Source organism: Novosphingobium sp. SL115 (assembly GCF_026672515.1).
GTDB lineage: Bacteria > Pseudomonadota > Alphaproteobacteria > Sphingomonadales > Sphingomonadaceae > Novosphingobium.
This window is the reverse complement of record NZ_JAPPRG010000002.1, coordinates 2,954,093-2,976,157: the sequence shown is the minus strand read 5'-3', so window position 1 is coordinate 2,976,157 and position 22,065 is coordinate 2,954,093. Positions and strand designations below refer to the sequence as shown.

The 22,065-nt window shown below is 60.8% G+C and carries 19 protein-coding genes and 1 tRNA gene; 14 read left to right on the top strand and 6 right to left on the bottom strand.

Features of this window, described 5'->3' with window-relative positions:
* Nucleotides 1–2: 2 nt before the first annotated feature.
* The 10 genes from rpsE (at nt 3) to alaS (ending at nt 11,113) form a co-directional block, all read left to right on the top strand.
* Nucleotides 3–719, top strand: coding sequence for a 30S ribosomal protein S5 (gene rpsE / locus OVA07_RS15890; RefSeq protein ID WP_268172501.1), 717 nt, complete (start codon nt 3–5; stop codon nt 717–719).
* Nucleotides 720–725: 6 nt separating this feature from the next.
* Nucleotides 726–902: a 50S ribosomal protein L30 gene (rpmD, locus tag OVA07_RS15885; RefSeq protein WP_268172500.1), complete on the top strand. Its 177-nt coding sequence runs from the start codon at nt 726–728 to the stop codon at nt 900–902.
* A 155-nt stretch (nt 903–1,057) separates the two neighbouring features.
* A complete protein-coding gene (gene rplO, locus OVA07_RS15880; protein WP_268172499.1) occupies nt 1,058–1,576 on the top strand; it encodes a 50S ribosomal protein L15 in 519 nt (172 codons plus the stop codon).
* Between the two features lie 146 nt (nt 1,577–1,722).
* Nucleotides 1,723–3,090 (top strand): preprotein translocase subunit SecY, encoded by a 1,368-nt coding sequence (secY, locus tag OVA07_RS15875; RefSeq protein ID WP_268172498.1) that lies wholly within the window; start codon nt 1,723–1,725, stop codon nt 3,088–3,090.
* Nucleotides 3,091–3,121: 31 nt separating this feature from the next.
* Complete coding sequence (locus OVA07_RS15870; protein WP_268172497.1) at nt 3,122–3,772, top strand: adenylate kinase; 651 nt, start codon at nt 3,122–3,124, stop codon at nt 3,770–3,772.
* 48 nt (nt 3,773–3,820) lie between these two features.
* Entirely contained in the window at nt 3,821–4,582 is a 762-nt protein-coding gene (locus OVA07_RS15865) for an SRPBCC family protein (RefSeq protein ID WP_268172496.1), read from the top strand.
* 163 nt (nt 4,583–4,745) lie between these two features.
* Nucleotides 4,746–6,101, top strand: coding sequence for an NADP-specific glutamate dehydrogenase (gene gdhA / locus OVA07_RS15860; protein ID WP_326493129.1), 1,356 nt, complete (start codon nt 4,746–4,748; stop codon nt 6,099–6,101).
* Nucleotides 6,102–6,421: 320 nt separating this feature from the next.
* Nucleotides 6,422–7,492 (top strand): recombinase RecA, encoded by a 1,071-nt coding sequence (recA, locus tag OVA07_RS15855; RefSeq protein WP_268172495.1) that lies wholly within the window; start codon nt 6,422–6,424, stop codon nt 7,490–7,492.
* A gap of 146 nt (nt 7,493–7,638) precedes the next feature.
* Nucleotides 7,639–8,265 (top strand): glutathione S-transferase family protein, encoded by a 627-nt coding sequence (locus tag OVA07_RS15850; protein WP_268172493.1) that lies wholly within the window; start codon nt 7,639–7,641, stop codon nt 8,263–8,265.
* Between the two features lie 202 nt (nt 8,266–8,467).
* Nucleotides 8,468–11,113 (top strand): alanine--tRNA ligase, encoded by a 2,646-nt coding sequence (alaS, locus tag OVA07_RS15845; protein ID WP_268172491.1) that lies wholly within the window; start codon nt 8,468–8,470, stop codon nt 11,111–11,113.
* Nucleotides 11,114–11,178: 65 nt separating this feature from the next.
* Here the strand turns inward: alaS and OVA07_RS15840 are convergent, their stop codons facing one another.
* Both OVA07_RS15840 and OVA07_RS15835 read right to left on the bottom strand, forming a co-directional pair.
* On the bottom strand, nt 11,179–12,963 hold the full coding sequence (locus OVA07_RS15840; RefSeq protein WP_268172490.1) for a cation:proton antiporter domain-containing protein: 1,785 nt from the start codon (nt 12,961–12,963) through the stop codon (nt 11,179–11,181).
* Between the two features lie 139 nt (nt 12,964–13,102).
* A complete protein-coding gene (locus OVA07_RS15835; protein ID WP_268172488.1) occupies nt 13,103–14,320 on the bottom strand; it encodes an NADP-dependent isocitrate dehydrogenase in 1,218 nt (405 codons plus the stop codon).
* 196 nt (nt 14,321–14,516) lie between these two features.
* Here OVA07_RS15835 and OVA07_RS15830 point away from each other — a divergent pair, with 196 nt between their 5' ends.
* Entirely contained in the window at nt 14,517–15,281 is a 765-nt protein-coding gene (locus OVA07_RS15830; RefSeq protein ID WP_268172487.1) for a crotonase/enoyl-CoA hydratase family protein, read from the top strand.
* 112 nt (nt 15,282–15,393) lie between these two features.
* Here the strand turns inward: OVA07_RS15830 and OVA07_RS15825 are convergent.
* Together OVA07_RS15825 and cpdR are read right to left on the bottom strand one after the other, a co-directional pair.
* Nucleotides 15,394–15,468: transfer RNA gene (locus OVA07_RS15825), tRNA-Val, on the bottom strand.
* 108 nt (nt 15,469–15,576) lie between these two features.
* A complete protein-coding gene (gene cpdR / locus OVA07_RS15820; protein ID WP_268172486.1) occupies nt 15,577–15,960 on the bottom strand; it encodes a cell cycle two-component system response regulator CpdR in 384 nt (127 codons plus the stop codon).
* A gap of 212 nt (nt 15,961–16,172) precedes the next feature.
* Here cpdR and OVA07_RS15815 point away from each other — a divergent pair, with 212 nt between their 5' ends.
* Nucleotides 16,173–17,156 (top strand): N-formylglutamate amidohydrolase, encoded by a 984-nt coding sequence (locus OVA07_RS15815; RefSeq protein WP_268172485.1) that lies wholly within the window; start codon nt 16,173–16,175, stop codon nt 17,154–17,156.
* Nucleotides 17,157–17,445: 289 nt separating this feature from the next.
* On the opposite strand, the gene OVA07_RS15810 is transcribed toward OVA07_RS15815, so the two are convergent.
* Nucleotides 17,446–18,222 (bottom strand): SapC family protein, encoded by a 777-nt coding sequence (locus OVA07_RS15810; protein ID WP_268172483.1) that lies wholly within the window; start codon nt 18,220–18,222, stop codon nt 17,446–17,448.
* Nucleotides 18,223–18,333: 111 nt separating this feature from the next.
* Complete coding sequence (locus OVA07_RS15805) at nt 18,334–19,782, bottom strand: FAD-binding oxidoreductase (RefSeq protein WP_268172482.1); 1,449 nt, start codon at nt 19,780–19,782, stop codon at nt 18,334–18,336.
* 150 nt (nt 19,783–19,932) lie between these two features.
* On the opposite strand from OVA07_RS15805, the gene OVA07_RS15800 reads away from it, so the two are divergent.
* Nucleotides 19,933–20,511 (top strand): hypothetical protein, encoded by a 579-nt coding sequence (locus tag OVA07_RS15800; protein ID WP_268172481.1) that lies wholly within the window; start codon nt 19,933–19,935, stop codon nt 20,509–20,511.
* Between the two features lie 138 nt (nt 20,512–20,649).
* Nucleotides 20,650–22,059 carry a DEAD/DEAH box helicase gene (locus OVA07_RS15795; protein ID WP_268172479.1) on the top strand — a complete coding sequence of 470 codons (1,410 nt, stop codon included), beginning with the start codon at nt 20,650–20,652 and terminating at the stop codon, nt 22,057–22,059.
* Nucleotides 22,060–22,065 lie beyond the last annotated feature (6 nt).

Here is a 22,065-nt window from a genome sequence, read left to right as displayed (position 1 = left end):
CGATGGCTGACGAAACCAACCTGGGAGGCGAAGTCGCCGTGGTCGCAGAAGCGACCGGTGGCGAGCCGCAGCGTGAAGGTCGTGGCCGTGGTCGTGGCCGTGGCGGCAACGATCGCGGTGGCGAACGCGGGGGCCGTGGCCGCCGTGACGATCGTCGCGGTCGTGGTAATGACGAGGAAGGTGGCGAGGAGCTGATTGAAAAGCTCGTTCACATCAACCGCGTTTCCAAGACCGTGAAGGGCGGCAAGCGCTTCGGCTTTGCCGCGCTGGTCGTGGTCGGCGACGGCAAGGGCCGTGCAGGCTTCGGCAAGGGCAAGGCTCGCGAAGTGCCTGAAGCGATCACCAAGGCTACTGCCGCTGCAAAGCGTGCAATGGTCCGCGTGCCGCTGAAGGAAGGCCGCACGCTGCATCATGACGGCAAGGGCCGTTTCGGTGCAGGCAAGGTCAACCTTCGTACGGCACCTGCCGGTACCGGCATCATCGCCGGTGGCCCGATGCGCGCCGTGTTCGAAAGCTTGGGCGTTGCTGACGTGGTGACCAAGTCGGTCGGCACTTCCAACCCTTACAACATGATCCGCGCCACCTTCGACGCGCTTGTCAGCCAGACTTCGCCGAAGTCGGTTGCACAGCGTCGTGGCAAGAAGGTTGCAGATCTGCTCGGTCGCGGCGGCGCCACTGCGGTGGAAGCTGAAGCTGCTGCCGAAGCCATCGCGGAGTAATCGGTTATGGCTACCATCAAGATCAAGCAGATCGGTTCGCCGATCCGTCGCCCGGAGCACCAGAAGAAGATTCTGGTCGGTCTGGGCCTGGGCAAAATGCACCGCGTTGTCGAGTTGGAAGACACGGCCGAAGTGCGTGGTGCCATTGCCAAGCTCCCGCACATGGTGGCGGTGGTCGACTGACCAATCGCCCCATTTGGGGAAAAGGGGACACCCCGGCCATGTGCCGGGGTTTTCCATTTGGAGCGATAAGCTCCTTTGGGGGTGACAACCGCGGGCCTTTGGCCTAAGGGCGCCGCTTCTCTTCAGCGCGACAAAAGCGAAAGCGAGTGCACGACATGAAACTCAATGAAATTTCCGACAACTATGGCGCCCGCAAGGGGCGTATGCGCGTTGGCCGTGGCATCGGCTCTGGCAAGGGCAAGACCGCTGGCCGTGGCCAGAAGGGTGCCAAGGCGCGTTCGGGCGTAAGCATCAACGGCTTTGAAGGCGGTCAGATGCCGCTTCACATGCGCATCCCGAAGCGCGGCTTCAACAACATCTTCGCCAAGGACTTCGCAGAAGTTAACCTCGGCATGATCCAGAAGATGATTGACGCTGGGAAGCTCGACCTTTCCGCTCCTGTCGATCACGTAGCGCTGAAGGCTGCTGGCCTTGCCCGTGGCGGCAAGGACGGCGTGCGCCTGCTGGGCAAGGGTGAATTCACTGCCAAGGTCGCCTTCAAGGTTGACGGCGTGAGCAAGGGCGCTCTTGAAGCGGTGCAGAAGGCTGGCGGTTCGGTCGAACTGCCCGAAGCACAGCCCAGCGAGCAGGAAAAGAAAGCCGCTCGCCGCGAGGCCAACAAGCAGGCCAAGTGATGCATTCCAGTCCCCGCCTGTAAATCGGGCGGGGATTTTGGCATTGCACGGGTTCGACTTTCGCGAGCCCGCACTATATGGGCTGGCTCGACAAGATGGAGACCGGTCAATGCGGCCGGTTTCACAGCAAGGCTTGAAACCCCAAAATGGCATCACGCGCCGATAACATCGCCAGCAACCTGAGCCTGGCCAACTTCTCCAAAGCAACCGAGCTGAAGAAGCGCATCTGGTTCACGGTTGGCGCGCTGATCGTCTTCCGTTTCCTCAGCTTCGTGCCGTTGCCGGGTGTGAACCCGCTTATCATGGAAACGCTCTACGATCAGACGCGGGGCGGCGTTCTTGATATTTTCAACGCTTTTTCCGGCGGCTCGCTTGAGCGTATGAGCCTGATCGCGCTGGGGGTGATGCCTTATATCACCGCCTCGATCGTGGTTCAGCTCGCGGCCTCACTTCATCCCACGCTGGCGGCGATGAAGAAGGAAGGTGAAAGCGGACGCAAAAAGCTCAACCAGTACACCCGCTATGGCGCGGTGCTGCTGACCGCCATTCAAGGCTGGGTGCTGGCGTCGGGGCTTGAAGCCTATGGCGCATCTAGCGGCCTGCAGGCAGTTGTGAATCCTGGCATGTTGTTCCGCATCGGTGCGGTCATTTCGCTGATCGGGGGCACCATGTTCCTGCTGTGGCTGGGTGAACAGATCACCTCGCGCGGGATTGGTAACGGCGTTTCGCTCATCATCATGGCGGGCATCGTTGCGCAGATGCCGACGTTCATCGGCAACCTCTTCGAAGGCGGCCGTACCGGTTCGATTTCGCCCTTCCTGATTGTCGGCATTGTTATCATGCTGATCGGTCTGGTGCTGGGCATCTGCTTCTTTGAGCGCGCGACGCGCCGCCTGCTGATCCAGTATCCCAAGCGGGCCACGCAACGCGGGATGATGGCGGCTGATCGCAGCCACCTTCCGTTGAAGATCAACACTGCCGGCGTCATTCCGCCGATTTTTGCCAGCTCGCTGCTGTTGCTGCCGCTGACGATTACGCAGTTCGCCGGAAACTCGATTTCGCCGGACACAACGATGGGGCAGGTGATCGTCTCGCTGAACCAGTATCTGGGCCACGGCAAGCCGCTGTACATGCTGTTCTATGCGCTGGGCATCATCTTCTTCTCGTTCTTCTACACTGCCGTGGTCTTCAATCCTGAGGAAACGGCGGAGAATCTCAAGAAGAATGGCGGGTTCATTCCCGGTATCCGTCCGGGCAAAAATACGGCCAGCTACCTCGACTATGTGCTGACTCGCATCACCGTGCTGGGTGCGGCATATATCACTGCGGTATGCGTCGTGCCGGAATTCATCATGGCGGAAACGGGCATGGGTACGCTGTTCTTCGGCGGCACCAGCCTGCTCATCGTGGTGAACGTGACGGTCGATACGATCACCCAGATTCAGTCGCACCTGCTGGCACACCAGTATGGCGACTTGATAAAGAAGGCTAAACTGAAGGGGCGCCTGCGCTAACGGGCGCGGTCGCAAGAGGGGACAAGATCTCGTGAACATCATCCTGTTGGGGCCTCCGGGCGCGGGCAAGGGGACGCAGGCACAACGTCTGGTCGAACGCCACGGCATGAAGCAGCTTTCCACCGGCGACATGCTGCGTGCAGCGGTAAAGGCGCAAACGCCTGTCGGGTTGAAGGCCAAGGCCGTGATGGAAGCTGGACAGCTTGTTTCGGACGAGATCGTCTCCGCCTTGATCGGTGACGAGCTGGATGCGCTGGCCGAGGGGCAGGGCGCGATCTTTGACGGCTATCCCCGCACTGCACCGCAGGCCGAATCGCTTGATGGCATTCTGGAAAGCCGCGGGCGCACGCTGGCGCATGTGATCGAGCTTGAAGTGAATGAGGATGCGTTGGTTGAACGCATCACCGGTCGTTACACCTGCGCGAGCTGCGGCAAGGGCTATCACGACACGTTCGAAAAGCCAGCAGTTGAAGGCACCTGCGACAAGTGCGGCGGTCAGGAATTCAAGCGCCGTCCTGACGATAATGAGGAAACGGTGCGCACGCGCATGGCGGAGTATCGCGCCAAGACCGCGCCGATCCTGCCGATCTATGAAGCGCGTGGTATTGTTTCGCGGGTGGATGGCATGGCCGACATGGATGAGGTGACGGCAGCCATTGAGGCAATCCTCGCCGCGCGCTAATTGGGTTCCTGATCCCGCCTTCCCGGCGTGGAAAAAGGAATGACGGCGATGCGGAACATTTCGATTTTTGCGGCGGCGGGGCTTTGCAGTCTCGCCGTCCCCGCATCTGCCGAAGTCATCCAGAAAAGCGATGCGGGCTTTATCAGCAGGGTTGCCGATGAAGTCGCGGCAAGCCCGGCCGATGCATGGAAGGCATTCACCAGCCCGGCGCTGTGGTGGAACAGCCAGCACACCTTTTCGGGCAATTCGGCCAATCTGACGATGGATGCCGTCGCCAACGGTTGCTTCTGTGAAAAGTTGCCTGCGCCCAAGGATGCACCACCCACGCAAAAGGCCGGTTCGGTCATGCATATGCGGGTGATCTATGCCGAACCTTATCGTGCGCTGCGGTTATCCGGTGGTCTTGGGCCGTTGCAGTCCGAGGCGATCAACGGAACCATGACAGTTACGTTCAAGCCGGTGGACGGCAGTGGCGGCAAACGCACTCGCATTCTGTGGGAATATGTCGTTGGCGGTTTCATGCGCTATAAGGCTGACACGATTTCGGGTGCGGTCGACAAAGTGCTGGCCGAACAGCTGGCCGGATTGACCAGATTGATAGGCCCATCGCCTGAAGCTGCACCCGTGGGAGAAATTGGCCCGGAAAAGGGCGCGTCTGAAAAGGCGGGGGACTCTCCTGAAAGTTCGGCGGCTGACGAATTGGACGGCTATACGCCGCAGCCGGGTAGCGATGATGCCGCCGCAGGCGAATCGGTAAAGGCTGCGCTCGACAAGATGTTCATCGGGAAGCAGGGGCGTTCAACACCCTGAGTCGTGATGATGACGATTGCGCTGATCGCGCTATCCCCGCGCGGAAAAGGCGCTAATCTGGAAACTATAAAGTCGCGAATCGGATGGTTCCGCAATCGTGATGAACGGGCCGCACTTGCCGGAATCACAAGCCACGCATGGCTTGGATCAGGGGGAGAGTATCGTGGCCGTTTCCGATCATGTCGATTTGCCGACTTTCATGGAAGGTGTGAAGAAGCGTAACCCCTATCAGCCTGAATTTGTTCAGGCTGTGCAGGAGGTCGCCGAAGATATCTTCGAATTTATCGAGGATAAGGAAGAATATCACGCACAGCAGATCCTGCGCCGCATTGCCGAACCTGATCGGGTGGTGTCGTTCCGCGTATGCTGGGAAGATGACAACGGCAACGTGCGGGTTCAGCGCGGGTGGCGGGTGCAGAACAACAACGCCATCGGCCCCTACAAGGGTGGCATCCGCTTTCATCCATCGGTGACCGAATCGGTGCTGAAGTTCCTCGCTTTTGAACAGACGTTCAAGAACGCGCTGACCGGCCTGCCGATGGGCGGCGGCAAGGGCGGATCGAACTTCAATCCCAAAGGCAAAAGCGTGCGTGAGATCATGCGCTTCTGCCAGTCGTTCATGACCGAACTTTACCGTCACATCGGCGCGGACATTGATGTTCCCGCCGGTGACATCGGTGTGGGCGGGCGTGAAATCGGCTTCATGTTCGGCCAGTACAAACGCATCACCAACAACTTCACCGGCGTATTGACAGGCAAGGGGCTGGAGTGGGGCGGCTCGCTGATCCGCACCGAGGCGACCGGATATGGCGCGGTCTATTTTCTGGCCAATATGCTGGCGACCAAGGGCGAAGATCTTGTCGGCAAGACGGCGGTCATTTCAGGTTCGGGCAATGTCGCCACCCATGCGGCGGAAAAGATCGTGCAACTGGGCGGCAAGGTGCTGACCCTTTCGGATTCGGGTGGCTTTATCCACGATCCTGACGGGCTGGATCAGGAGAAGATCAACTGGGTGAAAAGCCATAAGACTCATCGGCGCGGGCGGATCGAGGAATATGTCGAGGCGTTTCCTAATGCGACATTCCATGCAGGGAAAACGCCTTGGGGCGTGCCGTGCTATCTGGCCTTGCCTTGTGCCACGCAGAACGAACTTTTGGGCGACGATGCCCGCACGCTGATCGCCAATGGCTGTAAGGGCGTGTCCGAAGGCGCGAACATGCCGACCGATCTTGATGGCGTTCATGTCTTCAAGGCGGCCAAAATTCTCTACGCGCCGGGCAAAGCTTCAAACGCGGGCGGGGTTGCCGTGTCGGGGCTGGAAATGAGCCAGAATTCCGAACGCCGGTCGTGGAAAGAGGACGAGCTTCAGCAGATGCTCAAGGACATCATGGCGGGCATTCACCAGTCGTGTCTTGCCTATGGTGATCAGGGCGGAGGCTATATCGACTATGTGAAGGGCGCGAACATCGCTGGCTTCAAGAAGGTTGCCGATGCCATGCTCGCGTTTGGCGTGGTCTGATATGGCGGCGCTCGGCCATTGAGCGCTGCATAACGATGTCCCTGGATGACCGGTCGGGATTGGCGAATCACATCGCCATCTGGCCGGTCATTTCATTTTCGACGCAGTTTCCACCGTTTCAGAGATTTAGTGGGGGCTTGCCAACAGATAGCCTGGGTTGAAGGGGCTGACGGAAAAGGCATTTTCCCATAAGTGCTTGCGGTAACTTGCGTCCGCAATGGCACGAAATTTTCGTTCCCCTCTTGTTCTATTAGAACGGAAGGGGTACATAACCCTTGTTGACGGTTCGTGTGAGCCATCTCTAGCAAGGGGAAGTAGCCATGGCGGCTCAGCTCAAGCTTATTGAGGAAGGTAAGATCAAGGACATGGATCGTCAAAAGGCGCTCGAAGCAGCCCTTGCACAGATTGACCGTGCGTTCGGCAAGGGTTCAGCAATGAAGCTTGGCTCGAAAGAGGCGATGCAGGTGGAAGCTATTTCCACTGGCTCGCTTGGTCTTGATATCGCGCTTGGCGTTGGCGGCTTGCCGCGTGGGCGCGTAATTGAAGTGTATGGCCCTGAAAGTTCGGGCAAGACCACTCTGGCGCTGCATGTAATTGCAGAAGCGCAAAAGGGCGGCGGTACGGCAGCGTTCATCGATGCCGAACACGCGCTAGACCCGGTCTATGCCCGCAAACTTGGCGTCGATATCGATAATCTTATCGTGTCGCAGCCCGATACGGGCGAACAAGCACTGGAAATCGTCGATACGCTGGTGCGCTCCAACGCGATTGACGTGCTGGTGGTGGACTCGGTCGCCGCGCTCGTTCCCCGTGCTGAAATCGAAGGCGAGATGGGCGACAGCCACGTCGGCCTTCAGGCCCGATTGATGAGCCAGTCCTTGCGCAAGCTGACCGGTTCGATCAGCCGCTCGCGCTGCATGGTGATCTTCATCAACCAGCTTCGCATGAAGATCGGGGTGATGTACGGCAACCCGGAAACGACCACTGGCGGCAATGCGCTCAAGTTCTACGCTTCGGTCCGTCTCGATATCCGCCGCACCGGCCAGATCAAGGATCGCGACGAAATCGTCGGCAACGCCACCCGCGTCAAAGTGGTGAAGAACAAGGTCGCTCCGCCGTTCCGGCAGGTCGAATTCGACATCATGTATGGCGAAGGCATTTCGAAGATTGGCGAAATCCTCGATATCGGGGTCAAGGCTGGATTGGTTGAAAAGTCGGGTGCCTGGTTCAGCTATGACTCTATTCGCATCGGGCAGGGGCGTGAAAACGCCAAGAATTTCCTGCGCGACAACCCTGAAGTTTGCACCCGCCTGGAAGCTGCGATCCGCGGCCGAACCGAGCAGGTTGCCGAAGGACTGATGACTGGCCCGGACGCGGACGACGCCAACTGATCCTTCAAGGCGGTGCTGCATCTGTAAAGGTGCGGCACCAGCCAGACAAAGCGCCCGCGCGATCCCCGGCAGGATCGCGCGGGCTTTTTGTTTTGCGTTCACAGACCTGCGGTTTAATCTCTCAATTAAACCTTGGGAGAATCCACATGGCCTTGATCGTCCACCACCTCAATAACAGCCGTTCGCAACGCATTCTGTGGCTGCTTGAAGAACTGGGGGTGGATTATGAAATCCGCCATTATCAGCGTGACGCCGTAACCAATCTTGCGCCAGCAGAACTCAAGGCGATCCATCCTCTGGGCAAATCGCCGTTGCTCGAAATCGATGGGAGAGTGATCGAGGAATCCGGCGCCATCGTGCAGGTGCTGTGCGAACGCTACGGCAATGGTCAATGGCTGCCTGCGCCTGGCAGCGACGATGCCCTGCGCCACCTTGAACTGATGCACTTTGCCGAAGGGTCGGCAATGACGCCCATCCTGCTGCAGCTTTACACCTCGCGGCTTGGTGATGCTGCCGCACCGCTGACCCCGCGCATCACCGAACAGCTCGGTGCCCATTTCGGCTATATGGAGCAGATCCTGCGTCCCTCCGGCCATTTCATTGGTGATGACTGGACCGGCGCCGATGTGATGCTCAGCTTTCCCGCAGAGGTTGCCATCATGAATGGGCAGGGCACCAACTTCCCCAAACTCTCCGCCTTCGTCGGTGCCATCCACGCCCGTCCCGCGTGGCAGCGCGCCCGCGCGAAGGGTGGCGATTACTTCGGCATGTAAGGCACTCTGCCCGCCACCGAATCGGACCTGCTGCAACTTGCGCGCTGCCGCTGGTTGCAGCCCGATTTTCGTGCCGGAACCGGTGGCGGCGGGCAACATCCAGCATTTCACGCCGCAGCAGAGCCGGTAAGTGTCACATCCGATCACGCTAATGGATGAAACGTGCTTGTAGCGCGCCGAACGCTCGCCTAATCGGCGTGGCATGACTTCGACGAACGAAATCCGCCGGTCCTTCCTCGAATACTTCGGCTCGCAGGGCCATGACGTGGTGCAATCTGCGCCGCTCGTGCCTTATAACGACCCGACGCTGATGTTCACGAACGCAGGGATGGTCCCGTTCAAGAACGTGTTCACGGGGCTGGAAACCCGTGCAACGCCACGCGCCACGTCGTCGCAGAAGTGCGTGCGTGCAGGGGGCAAGCACAACGATCTGGATAACGTCGGCTATACCGCGCGCCATCACACGTTCTTTGAAATGCTCGGCAACTTCTCGTTCGGGGACTATTTCAAGGAACAGGCAATCACCCATGCGTGGACGCTGCTGACCCGCGAATGGGGCCTGCCCAAGGACAAGCTGCTCGCCACGGTTTACCACACCGATGATGAAGCGTTCGAGCTGTGGAAGAAGATCGCGGGCCTGCCCGAAGACCGCATCATCCGCATCGCTACCAAGGACAACTTCTGGGCGATGGGCGATGATGGCCCGTGCGGCCCGTGTTCGGAAATCTTCTTCGACCACGGCGACCACATCTGGGGCGGCCCTCCGGGATCGCCGGAGGAAGACGGCGACCGCTTCATTGAAATCTGGAACCTCGTGTTCATGCAGTTCGAACAGACTGCGGGCGAGATTACCGGAAACCTGCCCAAGCCCAGTATCGACACTGGCATGGGGCTGGAGCGTGTGGCTGCTGTGCTGCAGGGGCAGCATGACAATTACGACACCGATACCTTCCGCGCGCTGATCGCTGCATCGGAAAGCCTGACCAGCGTCAAGGCAGAGGGCGAGCAGCAGGCCAGCCATCGCGTGATCGCCGATCACCTGCGCTCGACCAGCTTCCTGCTGGCCGATGGGGTGCTCCCGTCGAACGAAGGGCGCGGTTACGTGTTGCGTCGCATCATGCGCCGCGCCATGCGCCATGCCCACCTGCTGGGCGCGCGAGATCCGCTGATGCACCGTCTGGTGCCTGCGCTCGTCGCCGAAATGGGCGCAGCCTATCCTGAACTTGGCCGCGCGCAGCCCCTGATCGAAGAAACGCTGCTGCGCGAAGAGGTGCAGTTCCGCCGTACCTTGTCAAACGGCATCAAGCTGCTGGACGAAGCCACCGGTGGGTTGGGCGAAGGCGACAAGCTGCCGGGCGACACCGCTTTCAAGCTCTATGACACTTACGGCTTTCCTTACGATCTGACCGAAGATGCCCTGCGCGCACGCGGCATCGCGGTGGACCGTGAAGGCTTTGATGCCGCCATGGCGCAACAGAAAGCCGCCGCCCGCGCCGCCTGGAAAGGCAGCGGACAAGCTGCTGACAGCGAAGTGTGGTTCGACATTGCCGAACGTGTCGGCGCAACCGAATTCACCGGCTACACCGCCACCACGGGCGAGGCGCAGGTCGTCGCACTGGTGATGGGTGGCAAGGAAGTCGACACTGCCCATGCCGGTGACGCCGTGGTCGTGATCGTCAACCAGACGCCGTTCTATGGTGAATCTGGTGGCCAGACCGGCGATGCCGGCACCATCACGGGCGCGGATGGGCTTGTCCTTGCCGTGGCCGAAACGTCCAAGCCGCTGGGCCGCCTTCACGCCCACAGCGCCACGGTTGCCGCAGGTTCGGTGAAGGTTGGCGACGTCGTAAAGCTCGATATCGATGTCGAGCGCCGCGATGCTATCCGCGCCAACCACTCGGCAACGCACCTCCTGCATGCCGCGTTGCGCCACCGCCTTGGCGGGCATGTGACGCAGAAGGGATCGCTGGTTGCGGCTGATCGCCTGCGTCTTGACTATTCGCATCCCACCGCGCTTTCGGCGGACGATGTTGCCGCGATCGAGGCCGAAGTGAACGCGGAAATCCGCGCGAACGAAGCCGTCACCACGCGCCTGATGAGTCCTGATGACGCCATCGAGGCAGGCGCCATGGCGCTGTTTGGTGAAAAGTATGGCGATGAAGTGCGCGTGCTCAGCATGGGCCGCGTTTCCGACAAGCACTACTCGGTCGAACTGTGCGGCGGCACCCACGTTCGCGCGCTGGGCGATATCGGCGTGTTCCGTATTGTGTCGGAAAGCGCTGTTTCTTCGGGCGTGCGCCGCATCGAAGCGCTGACCGGTGAAGGCGCACGGCAGTGGCTGGTGGCGCGTGAAGATGCGTTGAAGAACGCCGCAGCGGCCTTGCGCACCACGCCGGAAGACGTCGAGGCGCGCGTCATCGCGTTATTGGATGAACGTCGCAAGCTTGAACGTGAACTGGCCGAGGCCAAGAAGGCGCTGGCGCTGGGCGGCGGCGCGGCCAAGGCCGAAAACGTTGACGAAGACATTGGCGGCGTGACATTCGCCGGGCAGGTTCTTGAAGGGCTGGACCCCAAGGAACTGCGCGGGTTGCTCGATCAGACCAAGCAGCGCTTGGGTTCAGGCGTGGCGGTGATCGTCGCCGTGAATGACGGCAAGGCCAGCATCGCGGCCGCCGTAACCGAAGACCTTGCAGGCAAAGTCAGCGCGGTCGATCTGGTTCGTGCAGGCGTCGAAGCGCTGGGCGGCAAGGGCGGCGGTGGCCGACCGGACATGGCACAGGGCGGCGGGCCGGATGGCACCAAAGCCGCTGACGCCATTGCCGCTGCCAAGGCCGTTCTGGCCGGATAAGCTGGCTGGGTGCCATGGCACCAATTCAAAAAGCCCCCTCATCCGCTGATGAGGGGGCTTTTTTATCAGGCGACCCGCTCTTTCAGCGATCCCGATTTCAGCTTCGGCATTTCGTCCAGCCCGCCTTCATCCATGATTTGCTGGCGGAATTGGTCGCGCTTTTCGTGGATCGAGGCGATGACCGGTCCCATCGGAAAGCCGAGGTCGACCAGCACCGCTTCTGACAGTTGCAGCGAGCTTTCCAGCGTTTCGGGCACGGCATGGCTGGCACCGGCCTTGTAAAGTTCGGCAGCATGGGCGCTGTCACGCGCACGGACGATGATTGGCAGGTCGGGATGGGTGGCGCGCAGCTTTTTCACCATGCGCACGCCCAGTACCGGCTCATCCATGGTCAGGATCATCGCGCGGGCCTTGTCCAGTCCCAGCCGTTCGATGGCGGTTTCGCTGTCGACATTGCCGAACAGCACCGGCAGGCCTTCGCCGCGTGCGGCCTTGACGATGCGCGGGTCGGTATCGATGCTCAACCACGGTGCGCCATGTACGGTCAACATATCTGCCACCAGCCGCCCGACGCGGCCAAAGCCCATGACGATGACTCGCTCGCCCTGTGGTTCCTCGATCACTACGGATTGCCCGGCATCGGGTGAACCGGCAGCAACCTGCCGGCCCCACCGCTGACCAAGGGCTGCCAGCATTGGCGTTATGGTCAGGCCGATGGCGGTGACGATCTGCCAGAATTGAGCTGTTTCGCGGTCGATCAGCGCGGCTTCGGCAGCGGTGGTCAGCACGATCAGCGTGGTTTCGGACGGGCTGGCCATCAGGATGCCGGTTTCCAGCGCGGTAGCGCGGCCTTTGCCCATCACCCGCAACGCCATCATCGTGACCAGTGCTTTCAGCACGACCACGCCAGCCACGGCCAGCGCCAGCGCGCCGATATTCGCCCAGACCACGCGCAGGTCGATGCCCATGCCGATGGTGATGAGGAACACGCCGAGGGCGAGACCCTTGAACGGCTTGGTGATGGATTCGACTTCGCTGTGATATTCGGTTTCGGCAATCAGCAGGCCTGCCAGCAGCGCGCCCATGATGGGCGAAAGCCCGACGACCGATGTGGCAAGGCTGGCCGCAATAACCACCAGCATGGTTGCGGCAAGGAACAGTTCGGGGCTTTTGGTCTGTGCCGCCTGTGCGAACAGGCGCGGCAGCAGCAGGCGCCCTCCGATGAGCAGGATGGCCACAACAAGCGCGCCATAAACCAGCGTTTCACCAAGGCTGGGGCCGGCGCTGTGCGCGGCATAAGGGGCAAAAGCGCCAAGGATGAATATGATCGGCACCAGCGCGATATCTTCAAACAGCAGCATCGACAGGGCCGCGCGTCCGACGGGGCCTTGCGTGCCGGAAATCGGCAGAACCAGCGCGGTTGATGACAGCGCAAGGGCAAGGCCCAGCCCGAACGCGCCGGATATCTGCAACCCGGTGGCCATCAGCACCAGCGACAGCAGGAAGGCCGAAACCCCCAGTTCAATCGCGCCCATACCGAACACGAGACGGCGCATGTCCCACAGGCGGTTGAATGACAGTTCCAGCCCGATCTCGAACAGCAGCAGGATGATGCCAAATTCCGCGAAGGGCGTGATCGCGGCAGGGTCAGAAATCGTGAAATAATAGAGCCACGGCAACTGCGGCACCAGCGATCCAAGTCCATAAGGGCCAACCGCAAGGCCGACGAGGATGAAGCCGATAATCGGGGTAATGCGGAACCGGGCGAATGCCGGAATGACGATCCCGGCTGCACCAAGGATCACAAGCGCGTCAGACAGCGCTGCAGTGGGTTCAAGATTTCCTGCCATTCGGTCAGGTTAGGGGAGGGGGCGCGGAGTGTCACGGCCTATCGGGTTTCTTACTGTGTCCGAAGGGCAAAAAGCAAAAGGCCCCGGCGTGAACCGGGGCCTTTCGTGTTTTTTCGGCAACGTGGCCTGAGCGGAATGCTCAGTTCGCCATGGCCTTTTCGAGATTTTCGACGATCGCTTCGAAGAACTTCTCGGTGGTCATCCATGCCTGATCCGGGCCGATCAGCAGCGCCAGATCCTTGGTCATCTTGCCGCTTTCGACGGTTTCGATGCACACGCGCTCCAGCGTTTCGGCAAACTTCACCACTTCGGGCGTTTCGTCGAACTTGCCGCGATAGATCAACCCGCGCGTCCACGCGAAGATCGATGCGATCGGGTTGGTCGAGGTCTGCTTGCCCTGCTGGTGCTGGCGGTAGTGACGGGTCACGGTGCCGTGCGCAGCTTCCGCTTCGATGGTCTTCCCATCGGGCGACATCAGAACCGAGGTCATCAGGCCAAGCGAGCCAAAGCCCTGCGCCACGGTGTCCGACTGCACGTCGCCGTCATAGTTCTTGCAAGCCCACACGAACTTGCCCGACCACTTCAGGGCCGATGCGACCATGTCGTCGATCAGGCGGTGTTCGTAAACGATGCCCGCAGCGGCAAACTTTTCCTTGAAGCCTTCGCTGTCGAACACGTCCTGGAACAGATCCTTGAAGCGGCCGTCATAGGCCTTGAGGATGGTGTTCTTGGTCGACAGGTACACCGGCCAGCCCAGCGACAGGCCATAGTTGAACGAGGCGCGCGCGAAATCGCGGATCGAATCGTCAAGGTTGTACATCGCCATGGCGACACCGCCCGAAGGGTAGTGGAACACTTCGCGGTCGATGGTGTCGCCGTTGTCGCCTTCCCATACCAGGCGCAGCTTGCCGGGGCCGGGGACGACGAAATCGGTGGCGCGATACTGGTCACCAAAGGCGTGACGGCCAACCACGATGGGGTCGGTCCAGCCCGGAACCAGCCTGGGCACGTTCTGGATCACGATGGGTTCGCGGAAGACAACGCCGCCAAGGATGTTGCGGATGGTGCCGTTGGGCGACTTCCACATCGACTTGAGGTTGAATTCTTCGACGCGCTGTTCGTCCGGGGTGATCGTCGCGCACTTCACGCCGACGCCATATTCCTTGATCGCGTTGGCGGAATCGATGGTGATCTGGTCGTTCGTCTCGTCGCGCTTCTGCACCGAGAGATCGTAGTACTTCAGATCAATATCGAGATAAGGAAGGATCAGGCGTTCGCGGATCCATTCCCAGATGATCCGGGTCATTTCGTCGCCGTCGATTTCGACGACCGGGTTCTTAACCTTGATCTTCGCCATAGCCATCCTGACTTTCAACTGGGGGAGAGAAATTGCGCTTCCCCTTAGCAGAGGCGTGTGCGCGCGCAAGGCAGGCAGCGGATTCGCGCAATTTTTGCCTATGGCGCGCAGGTGAGGGCTGGACATAGGCACAATTTCCGGGGCACACGTTTAAGTGACCGGTTAAAGCCGGGCAGAATCCTTGTGGAGAGATGCGATGAGCGAGGCAGAAGTCCTTACCGAAGTCGATGGCAACGTGCTGATCGTCACGATCAACCGGCCCGACGCCAAGAACGCCATGAACAAGGCCGCGGCCGAAGGCATTGCTGCTGCCATGGACCGGCTCGATGCCGAAGCCGACCTGCGCTGCGCGATCCTGACCGGGGCCGGGGGCACGTTCTGTTCGGGCATGGACCTGAAAGGCTTCCTGCGCGGCGAATCGCCTTCGATTCCGGGGCGCGGCTTTGGCGGCCTGTCCGAATGGACGCCCAAGAAGCCGATCATTGCTGCGGTCGATGGCTATGCCTTGGCGGGTGGCATGGAACTGGCGCTGTCGTGCGACCTGATCGTGGCCAGCGCCGCGTCCAAGTTCGGCATTCCCGAAGCCAAGCGCGGCCTTGCCGCTGCCGCCGGTGGCCTTATCAAGCTGCCGCGCCAGATCCCGCCGCGCATCGCCATGGAACTGGCGCTGACGGGCGATTTCATCACGGCCCAGCGCGCCTATGAACTGGGCTTCATCAACCAGATCACCGAAGGCCCTTCGATTGACGGGGCAAAGGCGCTGGCCGCGCGCATTGCCGAAAACGGCCCGCTCGCGCTGATCGCTTCCAAGGGCATCGTGCGTGATTCGCATGAATGGACCGAGGCCGAGATGTGGAAGAAGCAGGGCGCCTATATTGCACCGGTGTTCTCCTCCAGCGATGCCCGTGAAGGGGCCGCTGCCTTTGCTGAAAAGCGCAAGCCGAACTGGCAGGGCAAATAAGGGCCGTGGTTGCTGGCGGGGGTCATATGGCCCCTGTCAGCAAGTTAAGCTGGCCAGATCATCACATTCCCGCAAACAAAAAACCCCGCCAGCGGCGGGGTTTTTCTTGGGATGGTGGGCGTAGCAAGGATTGAACTTGCGACCCCTACGATGTCAACATAGTGCTCTACCACTGAGCTATACGCCCGCACCATCAAGCCCTTCAGACGTTTCAGAAAGTCCGTTGCGTCGTCGGGAAGCGGCCCATTAGCCTTGCCCCTCCGCCCTGACAAGGGGGAAAGTGTGCAAAAAGTGTTCAGGGCTGTCGCGTGCCGGTAAAGGATGCTTCTTCAAACACCCGTTCCACTTCCAGCACCAGATCGCGCAAGTGGAACGGCTTGGACAGCACGCGCGCCTGCGGGGCTTCACGATTGGCTTTGAGCGTTACGGCGGCAAAGCCGGTAATGAACATGACTTTGGTGGATGGGCTGATTTCGGCGCAACGCTGCGCCAGTTCGATCCCGTCCATTTCCGGCATCACAATGTCGGACAGCAGCAGATCGAAATGTTCGCGTTCCAGCAGCGGCACAGCGGCAGTGCCACGGTCGACCGCGACAACGCTGTAACCGGCATTCTCCAGCGCGCGGGACAGATAAGTGCGCATCGCCTCTTCATCTTCGGCGAGCAGAATGCGGATCATGGCCAACCTGTTTTCTGTTATCGAGAGGGGGTGTCCGGCGCGTTTGGACCGCTGCGAACAGGGCAATGCCTTACACCCGATCCGGTTAACATTCTCCCGCTGACCCGACGAGAATTTCAGGAGAAATACCGCATCGGGTTCGCTCCACCTTTCCTGCAGCGCTGTCAGACGTTGTTTTGACTTCAACGCGAATCGGTTGCACGGTTCCAACCATGAATCGTGATGGCGATAAGGCGGGTGATTCGGTGCTGGTCCAGGGGGGCGCAGTGCCCGGCAATCCCGGCACCCCAGCATTTTCTCTCAAGATGATCGATCCTTCACCGATTCCCGTGGTGATCGCCGTGCCCCACGCCGGTCGGGCCTATGCCACATCGCTGCTTGATCGCATGCGCCACCCCGCCTTTGCCGCGCCCCGATTGGAGGATCGCTACGCCGATCTTCTGGGCGATGCCGTGTCAAAGGAAACCGGTGCAGCGCTGCTGGTGGCCCATGCTCCGCGCGCCATGCTCGACCTAAACCGGGCGAGCGACGATGTGGACTGGGAAATGTTGAGCGCCCCTCCGGCTGATGCCTCTGCGGATAAAGGGCATGGCAGCGGTTTTCCGCAGGTCACTGGCCGCCGGGCGCGCAGCGGATTGGGGCTGGTGCCGCGTCGCTTGCCGGGACTGGGCGAATTGTGGAAGCGGCGGCTCGATCATTGCGAACTGACCGAACGCATCGCTGCGATTCATCAGCCCTACCACGCTGTGCTGGCGGAAACGCTGGAAGGCATTCGTGATCGCTGGGGCGCCGCGCTGTTGATCGATCTGCATTCGATGCCGCCGCTTGCTGCCCGCTCACCGGGTGAAAAAGCGCCTGAATTTGTGATCGGGGATCGTTTCGGCGCATCGTGTGACGGCGGCATCGTCGCCTCGGCGTTCAGTCATCTTGCCGAATCGGCACGGCGCGCGGCGCATAACCGCCCTTACGCAGGCGGTTTCGTGCTGGAACGTCATGCTGCCCGCCAAGAAGGCCTGCACTGTCTGCAGATCGAGATTGATCGTACTTGCTATCTTGATTCGCGCATGGCTGAACCTGGCCCCGGCTTCGCCGCGACAATAGATCTGCTGATCGGGCTGGTCCGGCGCCTTGCCGTGGATGTGGCTGATTTGGGCCGGACGTCCAATCGCGGACGCTGGCGCGCAGCCGCCGAATAGCGCGCTTTCTCTGGGTCTAAGCCACTGATCTTGGAAAGAAAAAACCACCTGGAGCATGCTCCAGGTGGCCAAGGTTCAGGGAGGAGGTGCGCCGTGAAGCGCACCAGTTACGCTGGGCCATGAGGGGAGCCGCAACGCAACAATCTCTAAATAGGCGCACGCGGTTGCCGCTGCAAGGACTTTTGAGGGAAATTTGTCACACCCAAAGAAAAAAGGCGACGAACCGAGTGGTCGCCGCCTTTTTTGATTTTTGTGTGACCAGATTGCACGGCCACCAATTATCCGGTCATCAGGCCGGAACAGCAACAGCCGGAAGCGGCCCCTTGCCAAGCTGAACCTGAGCGCCAAACACTTGGCTGATAAGCTCCAGCGAGAACAGATGTGCATAAAGCAGCGGCAGCAGCCCGCTTTGCGCCCAGCCACGCAGCACATCGCCACGGATGTCGCGCAGCTTGTCCTGATTGACCATCTGGAAGCCGCGATAGATGAAGGGCTGGTCGTTGCCCTGCTGCTGGATGGCCACTTCGCCTTCCATCAGCAGATCGTGCTTCTTCAGCTCGTCGATGAAGGCCTGGGTGCGCTGGCCTGCCTGTTCAAACTGTTCGCAGAATGCCAGCGCGGACTTGGTGGCTTCCGAAGGCTGGCTGTCGGTAAACAGGTCTGCGCCTTCAACCGAATCACCCAGCAGACCCGAAGACGGGTCAAAGCACAGCGAAAGTTCTTCGCTGTTGGGGTTCAGCTTGGCGAGCAGGAAGGGATAGCGGCGAACATAAGCCGGAATGTAGATCGGCTGCGTGACCTTGCCGTCTTCGTCGACAAAGACGTTCACGCCTTCGTTCAGGCCCATCAGCGCCAGTGGCACAGGATTGTCGCCCGATGCAAAGATGATCGGATAATGCCTTGCTGCCTGCGGGAATTCCTCTGCCGTCAGCGGGATGGCGTGCTGGCCGATCAGCCAGGGTGCCGTGTCCGCGTTCTTGGCCTTCCACGTTGCGTGGTCCCGGCTGTTGAGCGGCATCAGGTCATTGTAGAACATCGGCAGGTTGGCTTGCGGCGCGCTGGCCATTTTGCATCTCTCCAAAATTCAACACGGTACGCGCGGCATAGTCGGGCTTGGACCGCGGCATTTGCGGGAACCGCGGTTCTTAGGGGCTGGCACGGGGAGGCGCAAGCCGCGTTACACCAGCTTTCCGGGGTTTAGCAGGCCGTGCGGGTCAAGCGCGTGCTTGATCGCCCGCATCATCGCCAGCATCGTCGGATCCCCCAGTCGTGCCAGTTCGTCACGCTTCAGGCGGCCAATGCCGTGCTCGGCAGAAATCGATCCGCCCCAATCGGTTACCATGTCGTGGACCTGCGCGCTGATCGCCTTGCCATCGCCCGCTTCCCACTGTGTGCGGTCGCTGCCTGGCGGAGCGATCACATGAAAATGGACATTACCGTCGCCCAGATGGCCAAAACACACCGCCATCGTGCCCGGCCATGCGCTTTCCAGCGCAGGCACGGCGGCTTCGACAAAGGCGGGCATCTTTTCCACCGGAACGGAAATGTCGTGCTGCATCGCAGGCCCGATGGCGCGCTCTGCCGGAGAAATCGATTCGCGGATCAGCCACAGCCGCTCGGCCTGATCCTCGCTGGCGGCAATCGTCGCATCGCCAATCAATCCGCGCTCTAACGCCGCACCCAGCAGGTTTTCGGCAATGTCGGGCAGACGCGCAGCCGTTTCGGTATCGCCCGCCACCAGTTCGATCAGGGCATGCCACGCATAGGTGTCCGCCAGCGGCGCGCGCACATCAGGCATATAGGCCATCACCGCTTCCAGACTGTGCTGGGGTAGAACCTCAAACCCTTCCAGCAAATCTCCGGCCATGTCCTGCGCCAGCAGCAGCAGAGCGCGCGCATCCTGCAGCGACGCCGTGCCTGCCCACATCACGCTGCGCCCTGCAATGCCCGGCTCCAGTTTCAGGGTCGCTGCGGTGACAATTCCCAGCGTTCCTTCCGACCCGATCAGCACCTGCTTCAGGTCGAACCCGCGATTGTCCTTTTTCAGCGGGACAAGCTGGTTCAGCACTGATCCGTCGGCCAGAACGCCTTCCAGCCCCAGCACCAGCGCGCGCATCGATCCGTGGCGCAAAACCTGCGTTCCGCCCGCATTTGTCGATACCAGCCCGCCGATGGTGGCCGATCCCTTGCCCCCCAGTGACAGCGGAAAGCGCAAACCTTCGGCTTCCGCAGCCTCGTGCAGGATCTGCAGGATCACGCCTGCTTCGCATGTTGCCGTTCGGGCCGCGCGATCCAGTGCGGTGATCCGGTTCATGCGCCGCAGCGACAGCAGCAATTCATCCCCGCCATCGAACGGCGTTGCACCGCCCGACATGCCGCTGTTGCCGCCTTGGGGCACGATCTTCACCCCATGTGCTGCGCAAAGCCGGACCAGCGCTGCCACTTCGGCCGTGCTGGCGGGCGAGGCGAGGGCTATGGCCTTGCCGGTGTAGCGCCCACGCCAGTCGGTCAGCCATGGCTCGATGTCATCGGACTGGGTGGTCAGGCCTTTGGGGCCAAGCAGATTTGCGGCTGCATCAAGGAAGGTGTGGTGCATGACCAGACCGGCTAGCCTTGCCTGCGCCATTCGGGCAATTCATTTTTCTCTGCAGCCGGGTTAAGGTTTCCGGGTTAAGCGAAGGTTCAAGCCTTTGCGCTAGGAACTGATGCAGCGGACAAAAGCGGATCAGGGCCGCAATCGCCGCCATGGGGTCGAAAAGAGTATTCACGTTTTCAGATGTCGAGCCTTGCCCACTTCCTAGCGCCTCTGGCGATGTTGTTCCCGCTGACGGCGGGCAATTTCGCGCAGGGTGATTCGGCCCAGCAGGGTGGATGGCCCGATGCGCGGGTGCTGGCCGCCAGCATCCCGGCAGGCCCGCCCATAGCCGATGATGCCTTGGCTGCGGGTGCATTTTCGCAATTGCTGGCCGATGATGCGTGGCAGCAGATGCGCGTCGAACAGCGCATGATTATCCGCATTGCTCCGCGTGGGCCGGGCCAGATGTTCGCCATGCCGCCCGGGCCGCCGCAGCTCCCGCGCTTTTATGAACGCAAGACCGACAAATGCCTGCCGATCGCCAGCATTGCCGGGGTTCAGATCGAATCGCCTGACCGCCTCCTTCTGGTCACCCGCAATCGCAAGCTGATTGGGGCCAGCCTCGACAAGACTTGCCGTGCGCGCGATTTCTATCAGGGTTTTTATGTAGAGCGCAGCACCGATGGCCAGCTTTGCGCCGGGCGTGATACCATTCATTCGCGCGCCGGGGCCAATTGCGCGGTCACGCGCCTGCGCGAACTGGTTCCGGACGACGATTGACGCTGCCGATACGGCGCGGATTTCTTGACTTTTCGCAGTATATCGGCATAGCGCGGCTTCCGGTCCGTCGCGCCATGCAAATGCGCACTACCGGCAGGCGCACCATCGCGCCGCTCTTGCTTTCGGAAAATAGCCTGCATGAAGTTTGCCGACCTCGGCCTCTCGGATGAATTGCTCCAGTCGGTGCTTGATGCCGGTTATGATGAGCCAACTCCGATCCAGGCGCAGGCGATCCCCGCAGTTCTGATGATGAAGGACATTATCGGCATCGCCCAGACCGGCACCGGTAAGACTGCCGGCTTCGTGCTGCCGATGATCGATATTCTGGCTCATGGCCGCCGCCGCGCGCTGATGCCGCGTTCGCTTATTCTTGAACCCACCCGCGAGCTGGCCGCGCAAGTTGCCGAAAACTTTGAAAAGTATGGCAAGAACCACGACCTTAAAATGGCGCTGCTCATTGGCGGTGTGCAGATGGGCGATCAGGTAAAGGCTCTTCAAGACGGCGTTGACGTGCTCATCGCCACGCCCGGCCGCCTGATGGACTTGTTCGAACGTGGCAAGATCCTGCTGACCGGCTGCGATATGTTGGTGATTGACGAAGCCGACCGCATGCTCGACATGGGTTTCATCCCCGACATCGAGAATATCTGCACCAAGCTTCCGGCACAGCGTCAGACCCTGCTGTTTTCGGCCACTATGCCGCCGCCGATCAAGAAGCTGGCGGACAAGTTCCTGACGAACCCCAAATCGATTGAGGTCGCCCGCCCGGCCAGCACCAATACCAGCATTGTCCAACACAAGGTGCGTTGCGCCTCGCGGCAGAAGCGGGAAGTCCTTCGCCACCTGCTGCGCACCGACAATGTCACCACCGCCATTATCTTTGCCAACCGCAAGACGACGGTGCGCGAACTGGCCAAATCACTGCAAAGTCACGGCTTTGCCGCTGGCGAAATCCATGGCGACATGGACCAGAACGCCCGCAACGCCGAACTGCAGAAGTTCAAGGACGGCGGCATCAACATCCTGTGCGCGTCCGACGTCGCCGCACGCGGGCTTGATGTGAAGGGCGTCAGCCACGTCTTCAATTTTGACACCCCTTGGCATCCGGACGATTATGTCCACCGCATCGGCCGCACCGGTCGCGGCGGTGCCACTGGCCGCGCGTTCACGCTGGTTTCGGACGAAGATCTCGAATCCATCGAGAACGTCGAAAAGCTGCAGGGCACCAAAATCCCGGAATTCAAGCTCGAACTGCCGGGTAAGGAAGAGCGCAAGCCCCGCGAGGCAAAGCCCGAACGACGTCCTGAGCGGACCGAAGACGCCCGCGAAGAGCCCAAGCGCGAAAAGCGCAGAGAGCGGCCTGAACGTCCCGCCCGCGAAGATCGCAAGGCTCGCCTCGAACGCGAACAGCGCCCAGAACAGCGCAACGATGCCCGGCCTCCGCATGAAGAACGCAGCTACCAGCGCCGCGACTCCATCGACCCGCCGAGCAAACCCGGCGAATGGAATGGCCCGATCCCCGAATTTCTGGCCGTATCCGCGCTGTAAAGTCTC

Coding starts and splice junctions, on each gene's coding strand:
- OVA07_RS15815 (WP_268172485.1), top strand. CDS start 16,173: ATGAATCGTGATGGCGATAAGGCGGGTGATTCGGTGCTGGTCCAGGGG.
- recA (WP_268172495.1), top strand. CDS start 6,422: ATGGCGGCTCAGCTCAAGCTTATTGAGGAAGGTAAGATCAAGGACATG.
- OVA07_RS15840 (WP_268172490.1), bottom strand. CDS start 12,963: ATGGCAGGAAATCTTGAACCCACTGCAGCGCTGTCTGACGCGCTTGTG.
- alaS (WP_268172491.1), top strand. CDS start 8,468: ATGACTTCGACGAACGAAATCCGCCGGTCCTTCCTCGAATACTTCGGC.
- OVA07_RS15795 (WP_268172479.1), top strand. CDS start 20,650: ATGAAGTTTGCCGACCTCGGCCTCTCGGATGAATTGCTCCAGTCGGTG.
- OVA07_RS15810 (WP_268172483.1), bottom strand. CDS start 18,222: ATGGCCAGCGCGCCGCAAGCCAACCTGCCGATGTTCTACAATGACCTG.
- rpmD (WP_268172500.1), top strand. CDS start 726: ATGGCTACCATCAAGATCAAGCAGATCGGTTCGCCGATCCGTCGCCCG.
- OVA07_RS15805 (WP_268172482.1), bottom strand. CDS start 19,782: ATGGCGCAGGCAAGGCTAGCCGGTCTGGTCATGCACCACACCTTCCTT.
- secY (WP_268172498.1), top strand. CDS start 1,723: ATGGCATCACGCGCCGATAACATCGCCAGCAACCTGAGCCTGGCCAAC.
- cpdR (WP_268172486.1), bottom strand. CDS start 15,960: ATGATCCGCATTCTGCTCGCCGAAGATGAAGAGGCGATGCGCACTTAT.
- rpsE (WP_268172501.1), top strand. CDS start 3: ATGGCTGACGAAACCAACCTGGGAGGCGAAGTCGCCGTGGTCGCAGAA.
- OVA07_RS15835 (WP_268172488.1), bottom strand. CDS start 14,320: ATGGCGAAGATCAAGGTTAAGAACCCGGTCGTCGAAATCGACGGCGAC.
- rplO (WP_268172499.1), top strand. CDS start 1,058: ATGAAACTCAATGAAATTTCCGACAACTATGGCGCCCGCAAGGGGCGT.
- OVA07_RS15800 (WP_268172481.1), top strand. CDS start 19,933: ATGTCGAGCCTTGCCCACTTCCTAGCGCCTCTGGCGATGTTGTTCCCG.
- OVA07_RS15850 (WP_268172493.1), top strand. CDS start 7,639: ATGGCCTTGATCGTCCACCACCTCAATAACAGCCGTTCGCAACGCATT.
- OVA07_RS15830 (WP_268172487.1), top strand. CDS start 14,517: ATGAGCGAGGCAGAAGTCCTTACCGAAGTCGATGGCAACGTGCTGATC.
- OVA07_RS15865 (WP_268172496.1), top strand. CDS start 3,821: ATGCGGAACATTTCGATTTTTGCGGCGGCGGGGCTTTGCAGTCTCGCC.